Origin of the sequence: Roseibium sp. (assembly GCF_025698965.1) — a bacterium.
Classification (GTDB): Bacteria; Pseudomonadota; Alphaproteobacteria; order Rhizobiales; family Stappiaceae; genus Roseibium.
Genome location: NZ_JAILWL010000276.1, coordinates 1 through 8,666, shown reverse-complemented (window position 1 = coordinate 8,666; position 8,666 = coordinate 1). Strand labels below are relative to the sequence as shown.

Sequence of the window (8,666 nt, the reverse complement as noted above, 5' to 3'; positions counted from 1 at the left end):
TCTGAAAGACCACATGCTGACCAACATCTGCGACGGCGACGAAGCTTTGTTCAGGTGGGTGTTCGGCTGGTTTGCACACATGATGCAGCGCCCGCGTGAGCGCCCCGGTACGGCCCTTGTCATCCGTGGTTTGATGGGGACGGGAAAATCGATCATGGGCGAGGTAATGGGAAGCCTGATTGCGCCGCATTTCTTCCAGGTCGATGATCCGCGTTATATCACCGGTCAATTCAACGCTCATATGAGTGCCTGTCTGTTGCTGCAGGCAGAAGAGGCGGTTTGGGCCGGGGATAAGGTGGCAGAGGGCCGGTTGAAAGGCCTGATTACCTCCAAAACCCAGATGATCGAGTCAAAGGGTGTTGATCCGTACCGGCTGGATAACTTCGTCCGGATCATGATGACCTCAAATGAGGATTGGGTCGTGCCTGCGGGAAAGGACGAACGGCGCTATTGCGTTCTCGACTGTGCTGCTCATGCCAAGGAAAACCACGGGTATTTCGGGGAAATGATGGAGCAGCTTGATAAAGGCGGGCGGCGGGCACTGCTTGCGGACCTCCTGTCTTTCGATCTGTCCACCGTCAACCTGCGGCAGATCCCGCGCACGGGCGCGCTTCTGGAGCAAAAATTGCGGTCCCTGGACAGCGTCGACATGTTCGTTTTCGAGCGGCTTCAGGAGGGGGCGATACTCAAGCATGATGACAGGTGGAACCCGTCCGATTTCGTCATCAAGCAGCACCTATATGAGGAATATCTCGCATGGGCGGACAAGATCGGGATCAAGCGCCGCGTCGATCTCAACCAGTTCGGCAAGGCGCTGATTAAGCTCATTCCGGGCGTCAAGGACTTTCGGCCTCGTGTCGACGACGGCACACGCAAGCGCGCCTATGTGTTCCCTGACCTGATTGTGTGTAGGGAGAGCTTTGCGGAGGCGGTCGGGCAGGCTGTCGACTGGCCGAAAGAGCCGCATGAGGACCATTTTCAAAGCGACGAACCGACGTGGGAGAAAGAAGGGTGAGAGGGGTAGAACGGCTTTTGAATGACAGTGGTCCACCCGAAGTGTGGACCACGGGTCTATATGTGGACCGAGATTATCCAATGAAATCAACGGTTGGTCCATATGGTCCATGTGGTCCACGTAAAAACACGCCCCACGTGCGCGCGCGAATAGGCAATCTACCCCTTTGTTCCTGTTCTCCCACAGAGCAGGTTTGCCCGGACCAACTGGACCAGCGGCTTAAGTCTTTGAAGGGCAATGAAAAAAGCGGTCCACACTATTGTTTTTTAAACTGGACCACAGTGGACCATATGGACCACCTGTCAAATCACTCCGAATTTGGGGCTTTGCTGTGAAGAAACGCATTGATATCGAAAAGCTGTTGAAGTGGGCCTATTGCGAGGAGTTGCCGAAAGCCGCGTCCGGTGGCGGAAATGGTCTCGCGGGCGCTTCGTCCTGGCTGATGGTCGAGGGATATGGGCAGCTCATGACGCAGGTCGATGATAATCGGTATGGTGTTGTTCCTGATTTCGCGGTGGCGGATGGTGAGCCGCGCGCGGATGCGGTCAAGGTTCATGCAGCCGTGTGTGATCTGGATGCGATTGAGCTGGATCTGCCGTGCGACTGGAACCCGATGCCTGAGATTGAAGAACACGGCAAGCATTGCAAGTCCGTGTTGGACGCGGCGCGGTTCGGGATTGCAAATGCGAGGCGTCGACCGGTCGATATCGTCCGTAAGCATGCGATCCTCGGCGGTTGCCCTGAGACAGAAGGGGAGGTCCCGACGCTTGAAGTGGCGCGCAACGAATATGGTCATCCTATCTGGTTTCAGATGCGGATTGAGCATGCCCTTGATGACAAGGGAAATCCAGTCGAACACAAGTGGGAGACGGCGGACGGGTGGAATCGCAACACAAAAGCACCAAAGGCAGGAGCATATCAGAAGTTCTTTTTCGATCCCGATCCTATCCCGGTCATCATATCCCGTGGAGAGTATCAGATCTGGCATTGCTGCCTTGGTATTCTGGCAGAAGAACTCAAGGAGAAGCTTGAGTTATGGGAGGTCATGGGAACCGAGCGCGCTGTTTGCCCTTGGCAGTTCGAAGCGTCGCGAGCGCCAGTCATTCTGCCCGACCTGAAATTTTTTTCTTGACGTGACAGCAGGATTTGACATACAACCGCCGCACTGAAAAAGGTTCAGAAACCCCGTTGGCAATCGCCCGCGGGGTTTTTTGTTGGGCGATTTAGGGACCGTACACCGTCAACTGCAATACGGGGTGACTGAGCGTTTAAGTTCGCCAGTCTGACCCTAAATTCGAAGCCTAAAGTTGGCTAAAGTCCTAAAGTTAAACCTAAACTCCTAAAGTTGAGCCGTTGAGCGGAGCGCGCCTGTGACAGCTGTTGCGGAAGAAAGCGCCGTTGTCACCAAGGGCGAGTTTGCCGATATCCTGAATGTCAGCGCCGGTCGGGTGTCTCAGTACATCACCGAGGGCAAGATCTCAGGTGCGGCACTGGTCGGTGAGGGGCGGCGCGCGAAAATAAATGTTGCTGTGGCTCGTGAGCAGCTGCGCAATCATCTCGACATCGGTCAAATGCTCGGCAACGGTCTTGAGACCCGGCTGTCATCGGTCGATCAACCTGGGCCTTTGCCGCTGGAAACAGCGCCACCGCAGCATACGCCGCAGCCGTCACTGGATCCGCGAAAGGAAACGGTAGAGGACAAGCTAAAACGGGAGCGGCTTTTTCAGGCTCAGATACAAAGCCGAAAGGCGGCGGCGGAGGAGGAGGCCGAAAAGGGCAGGTTTGTATCTGCCGCTGAAATCCGCGCCTCCGACATGCGGATCGCCGTGAAGATGATCCAGACATTCGAGGGAGCGCTGCCGAACATGGCTGCGGCCATCGCCTCGCGGTTTGAAGTACCCGTTCGGGATGTTTTGCACCTCCTGAAAGCCGAATTCACCGAAATGCGCTCTCGCGCGGCAGACCAGAACCGTGCAGTTGCAGAAGGCCTGCCTGAGACAGTCAAAACCGAAATCGCACCTGAAGAACAACCGGAAAATGTTGAGTGACCTGCCTTTCTGTCGACGCCGCAAACGCGGAGCGCCTCGAATATGAGGCCATGGCGGAAGCCTGGACGCCTCCGCCGAAGGTCGATTACCTGAAATGGGCGGAAGACAACATTGTCCTATCGGAGCGTGAAAGCCCGTATCCGGGTCCGTACAACCGAGATCTCTTCGGATATTTCGATGAGGTTTTGAGGGCGTTTTCGCCCGACGATCCTTGCCGGATTGTGACGCTGAAGAAAAGCGCACAGCTCGGCGGCACGGTGCTCGCCAACATCTTTTGTTGCGGCTCGCTCGAAATGGTGCCGGGGGATTTCCTCTATGTGCACCCGACCGAGGGCAACGCGCAGCGCTGGTCCAAGCAAAAGCTTGCGCCGATGCTGAAAAACACAACATCGCTCCGTGCCTTGTTCTCGCAAAAGAGCCGGGACGGTGGCGACTCGATCCTCTACAAGGAACGGCTCGACGGTCGCGGCGCGATCCAGATTTCGGGGGCAAATTCTCCGGCATCGCTGTCGATGGTCACCATGAAGAACCAGGTCCAGGATGATCTGGCGAAATGGGAAACGAATTCGGCAGGTGACCCGGAGGCGCAGGCCGACAGCCGGTCACAGGCACACGAATTTGCGAAGATCGCCAAGATTTCCACGCCGCTGGTGCAACCCGGTTGCCGGATTTCGAAGAACTACGAGGACGGCAGTCAGGAACTGCCTTACGTTCCTTGCCCGCATTGTGGTCACATGCAAGTTCTCGAATGGGAGAACATGCTTGCCAACCTGGAGGAGGAGCGCCCCGAACGGGCACATTTCACCTGCACGGAACCGGAATGCGGCGGTGTCATTGAAGAACATCACCGCCCGGCGATGCTCAAGAAACTCGAGTGGCGGGCACAGAATCCGAAGGCCATGCGCCAGCATCGGTCGTTCTGGATCTGGTCAGCCTATTCCGTCCTTCAGACATTCGAGCGGATCGCGCGGGCATGGCTGAAGGCCAAGGGAGATCCGGCCAGCGAACAGACATTCATGAACGATGTCGTCGGGCTGGCTTACAACGCTGCCGGCGACGCACCGCCGTGGGAGGAACTGCGGGATCGGGCGGCAATCTCCGATTACCGGAAAGGAATAATTCCGGCAGGCGCAGTGCTGATCACTCTGGGTATTGACTGTCAAGATGATCGAGAAGAATGGCAGTTGGTCGGGTGGGACCGCGAGCTGCGGCGTTATGTGATCGATTACGGTGTCATCACCGGTCACGTCAGCGAGAAGTCGGCGCGTGGCCAACTGGACGCCCTGATCGCCAGTGAGTGGCAGAACGTTTATGGCCACAAGCTGAAACCGGACCTGACGGCGATAGATGGCAACTATTCGACGGCCGATGTTTGGGGATGGGCGAAGCGGCATCCCGCCTCAAAAGTGATCATGGTGCGCGGTGCGAAGTCAGAGACGGCGCCCCGGCTGCAGCGGGTCAAGCAGGAATACGACGACAAAACCGGGAAACCGAAAAAACATTCCCGGCGGTTCTTCAACTTCAACAGCTCGATCATGAAATTCGGCTTCTATCGAAATGTTGGCAAAACAGACCCGCTTGAACCTGGTTATGTTTCCTTTCCGTCCGGTCTCGACGACGAATATTTCCAGGGCGTAACGGCGGAGCGGCGCGTGCCGAAAAAAAACAAGGACGGCTTCGAGGTTTGGAAGTGGCAGAAAGATCCGTCACAGGCCAACGAACCGCTTGATACCATGAACCAGGCAGAGGCCGCGGCTACCAAACTAGGTTTGCGCTCCATGCCTTCTCTGCTCTGGGACAAGCTGGAAGCCGAGCGCTGGACGCCAGTGCCGGAAGCGCAACTCGATTTCGAGGACCTGCCCTTGGCGTCGGCACCAGCGGCCAAACCGAAGAAGACCAAAACCTCCTCCTTAGCGAGCCTCTCGAAGGCCTTGAACGGGTAATCATGACGACTTCTGTCCCTGTCATCCCGCGCCGTGAAACACTTCCGGCGCAATCGCAGCCGTCTGCGCAGTTTCTGCGCCCGGACCGCAGCGGGTTCCTGGCCGGGTGGCCGTCTCCTGTTCTGCGTGAGGCCAAGCAGGACGTGCGTCAGGCGTGGGCCGCTGTTGCCTCGCGCTCCATCGAGTCCATTCACAACTCCGGATGGATGAAAGGCGCGGTCGATCAGGCAGTCGGTGACACCATCGGCAGCGGTCTGAAGTTGAACCCAAAACCCGATTGGAAAGCGTGTGGCTTTTCCAGTCAGGAAGAGGCGAGCGAGTGGGCGCGCGACACGGCAACCAGGTTCCGGGCTTATGCCAGAAACCCGCTTGAATGTGATGCGCGCGGCAAGATGACGATTGCCAAGATGGCAAAGACCCGCCTGCGCACGGATTTTGCGTTCGGTGAAGGTCTTGCGCGTGTCATCCAGCGCAGACGCTGGAATTCAGCGACAACAACCAAAATTCAGCTGCTGTCTCCGCTCCGGATCACACAGGAGACCCGTGAAGAGGCGAGGCTTCATCAAGGTGTGTTTCTGGACGAAGACGGGATGGCGGTCGCATACCGTGTCCGCGTACGCCAAAGCGGTGTCGATAAGACAGTCACCATGCCAGCACGCGACAAGGACGGTCGCCCGCTGATCATCCATACATTCGACGGAGACGCCGACCAAACGAGGGGGATCTCGCCCTTTGCAGCAATCCTCAAGGTTTTCCGTCAGGTTGACCAATTGGCAGATGCGACATTGGTGGCCGCGCTGCTTCAAACCATTTTCGCCGCGACCGTCAAATCAGACGCTCTTTCCGAGGAGATTTTTGAAGGTCTCATGGAGAAGGACGAAGAAGGGAACATAACCAGTGACATCGGTGCGTTTATTAACGCCAAAGCAGATTGGGCCAAAGGAGCGAAGCTCGATTTAGGCGCGCACGGCAAAATCGCGCACTTATTTTTTGGTGAGGAGCTTCAATTCCACAACACCAATCATCCGCACAACAACTATCTGCCGTTCATGCGCAACCTGTTGCGCGAAATCGCCCGCGCGGTTGGTGTCTCCTATGAGGCGTTGGCATTCGACTATGAAGGGGCGACCTATTCGAGCGTGCGCATGGGGATCGCGTCGCTTTGGCCGCAGGTTGTCAGTCGCCGCGAGGATCTGGTCGCACCGTTCTATCAGGCTGTCTACGACGCTTGGATCGAAGAGCAGATTTTCAAGGGCTGGATCAAGTTCCCGGGTGGCTATCGCAGTTTTCTTCGCATGCGGGGCGCAGCAACGCAGGCAGAATGGAATGGCCCGGCTAAACCGACCGCCGATGATCTGAAGTCGGCTAAGTCGATGGGGGAGCGTCTGGAACGTGGCGTCTCAAATCTTTCATATGAGTGCGGAGAACTCGGATACGACTGGGAAGAGGTTGTCGAGCAGCGTGCGCGCGAAAGTAAGCGTTTTCAAGATCTCGGTCTGTCCGATCCTCATGCCTCGAAAGGCTCTCCGTTCGCCAACGATAAAGATGACGGCGATGCTGATGAGAAGGACGACAGCGACGAGGTCGACCAGGACGCCAACAATGATGAGGACAAGGTCTGATGGCGAGCATCTTCGACGGGATCGACACGACCGATCCCTGCCTTGTGTGGCCGATATTGCAATCGGCTCTTTACAGGCTTGCTGCCGGTGAAGCCGAGGTGCGTGTCAGATACGAAGATTTCGACGTGGCAGTACAGCCAGCCAACCAAAAAGAATTGGAGCGGCTGATCACAAGACTGAGGGTCGAATGCGCCCGCAAGACCGGTAAGCGCAGCCGCTTTGCGATGCGCGGCGGATTCTAAGGATCGGAGACCCCATGCCAGAACATGAACTCAGTTACCTGCGGGCGGCCTCGCAGGTATTCGACACGCCTTTGCTGCTGGCAGAAAGCCAAGGTTTGCTGATCGGTGAATATCTCGCCTCGCGCATGCTCGGCGTTGCGCCAACAGAAACTCAAGGAAACAGGTTCCGGGGAGAGGATGCATTCGAGCCGGGGGCAGGTGGACCGGAATGGCAGGGCTATGCTCGCATCGGCAACGTTGCCCGCATCGGGTTGATGGGCGAGCTTGTCAATCGTGGGGCATGGATGGGCTCTTACTCTGGCATGACCTCTTATGAAGGGTTTGCCGAGCAGCTCAAGCGGGCAGCATCTGACAGCGAAGTTTCTGCGATTGCACTCGACGTGAATTCGCCGGGTGGTGTCGTGTCGGGAATGTTCGAAACCGCCCGATTGGTGAAGTCAGTCGCGGAAGAAAAACCGGTAATTGCTGTGGTGAATTCGCTGGCTGCTTCTGCCGGTTACGGAGTGATCAGCGGCGCAACCAAGATCGTCATGTCCGAAAGTTCCGAAGTCGGTTCCATTGGTGTTCTTCGGCTGCATTTCGACCGCAGCAAGCAGATGGAAGCGCGTGGCGTCAAGGCAACGATCATCCATGCAGGTGACCGCAAGGTTGATGGCCACCCGTTTGGACCGCTGGAGGGCGACGCACGGGCGTCGATTGAAACGCGTGTCAATTCGATCATGGATCGTTTCGTCGCCCTCGTCACCGAACATCGCGGCGTGGATGCGCAGGCGATCCGCGATTTGCAGGCGAACCTGCTTTTTTCAGATGAAGCACTTGATGTCGGTCTGGCTGACCAGGTCGGCACATTCGACGAAGTGCTTGAAGATCTTTCCCGCGCCCGCGTCGGGCGCAAAATCTCGCAGCAAAGGGGACTATCCATGAGCGGGAATAACCAAGCGCCCGATGCATCTGCTTCGGGCATCAATCAGGAACAGCTCGACAGTGCTACCGCAACGGCTCGAAGTGAAGGTGAAAAAGCCGGTGCTGAGTCAGAGCGCGGCCGCATCAAGGCAATCCTTGACAGCGATGAGGCAAAAGGACGCGAAGATCTTGCCCGGCACTTTGCATTTAATACCGATCAGAGCCCGGAAGCTGCAAACGCAGCCCTGGCAAAATCGGCCAAGGCGACTGTTTCCACCGACAAGGACGATGACTTCGCCGACCGGAAAGACCGCGCAGCGCAGGAAGCGCAGATCGATCTCGCTGGCCCCTTGAAGGTGGAAAAGGAAAAGTCCGGTCTGGCGAAAGCAGTCGACCGCTACGCCTCTTAAACCACTTCCAACCATTAACGATCTTTGACCCCGACCTGATCCGGGCCGGGAACGCTCTTTTTCGGCTGATTGAAAGGGAACTCTGATGTCTCTGCCGTACTATTCTATGACACAGGCGGCGACGCTTACGTCGCTTCTGAAATGGGAAGTCCACCAGGACTATTCCCGCGAATCCGTGGTTCTTGCTGCTGGCAGCGGGGTAGTTCGTACCATCGCGCTCGGAACAATCCTGGCTCTGCTGACAACGACCGATGCAGTTAGCACCTCTATTGAGGTGGACGCCGGGAACACCGGTGACGGTGTTTTGACGATGTCCTCGCCAGATATCACGACCGCTGCCAAGGAAGGCAAATACACGATTGTTTGTACCGAGCCAGAAGCGAACGGTGGCACGTTCGAGGTGTCGGACCCCGATGGTAAATCCATAGGTACTGCCGTAGTTGGAACTGCTTTCGGCAAACAGGTTCGCTTCACCATCGCGGA

The 8,666-nt window shown here is 56.9% G+C and carries 8 protein-coding genes; all 8 read left to right on the top strand.

The features are described 5' to 3' along the window. Window positions 1–1,015: DUF5906 domain-containing protein (locus K5905_RS20485; protein WP_297587087.1), on the top strand; the 1,015-nt coding region annotated here is incomplete at its 5' end. Window positions 1,016–1,346: 331 nt separating this feature from the next. Continuing rightward, window positions 1,347–2,147, top strand: coding sequence for a hypothetical protein (locus tag K5905_RS20480; RefSeq protein WP_297587085.1), 801 nt, complete (start codon window positions 1,347–1,349; stop codon window positions 2,145–2,147). A 238-nt stretch (window positions 2,148–2,385) separates the two neighbouring features. Beyond that, complete coding sequence (locus K5905_RS20475; protein ID WP_297587083.1) at window positions 2,386–3,063, top strand: hypothetical protein; 678 nt, start codon at window positions 2,386–2,388, stop codon at window positions 3,061–3,063. Beyond that, window positions 3,060–5,006 (top strand): terminase gpA endonuclease subunit, encoded by a 1,947-nt coding sequence (locus K5905_RS20470; RefSeq protein ID WP_297587081.1) that lies wholly within the window; start codon window positions 3,060–3,062, stop codon window positions 5,004–5,006. Before K5905_RS20475 ends, K5905_RS20470 begins: the two co-directional genes overlap by 4 nt. A gap of 2 nt (window positions 5,007–5,008) precedes the next feature. Continuing rightward, window positions 5,009–6,628 (top strand): phage portal protein, encoded by a 1,620-nt coding sequence (locus tag K5905_RS20465; protein WP_297587078.1) that lies wholly within the window; start codon window positions 5,009–5,011, stop codon window positions 6,626–6,628. Beyond that, window positions 6,628–6,870, top strand: coding sequence for a hypothetical protein (locus tag K5905_RS20460; protein WP_297587076.1), 243 nt, complete (start codon window positions 6,628–6,630; stop codon window positions 6,868–6,870). The genes K5905_RS20465 and K5905_RS20460 overlap by 1 nt, the downstream gene beginning before the upstream one ends. A 14-nt stretch (window positions 6,871–6,884) precedes the next feature. Further along, window positions 6,885–8,183: a S49 family peptidase gene (locus tag K5905_RS20455; protein WP_297587073.1), complete on the top strand. Its 1,299-nt coding sequence runs from the start codon at window positions 6,885–6,887 to the stop codon at window positions 8,181–8,183. An 85-nt stretch (window positions 8,184–8,268) separates the two neighbouring features. Next, window positions 8,269–8,666 (top strand): head decoration protein (locus tag K5905_RS20450; protein WP_297587070.1); only part of this gene is annotated, 398 nt, incomplete at its 3' end.

Bases quoted from the DNA above. Each gene is read 5' to 3' on its own strand.
- K5905_RS20455 (WP_297587073.1), top strand. From the start codon at position 6,885: ATGCCAGAACATGAACTCAGTTACCTGCGGGCGGCCTCGCAGGTATTC.
- K5905_RS20460 (WP_297587076.1), top strand. From the start codon at position 6,628: ATGGCGAGCATCTTCGACGGGATCGACACGACCGATCCCTGCCTTGTG.
- K5905_RS20465 (WP_297587078.1), top strand. From the start codon at position 5,009: ATGACGACTTCTGTCCCTGTCATCCCGCGCCGTGAAACACTTCCGGCG.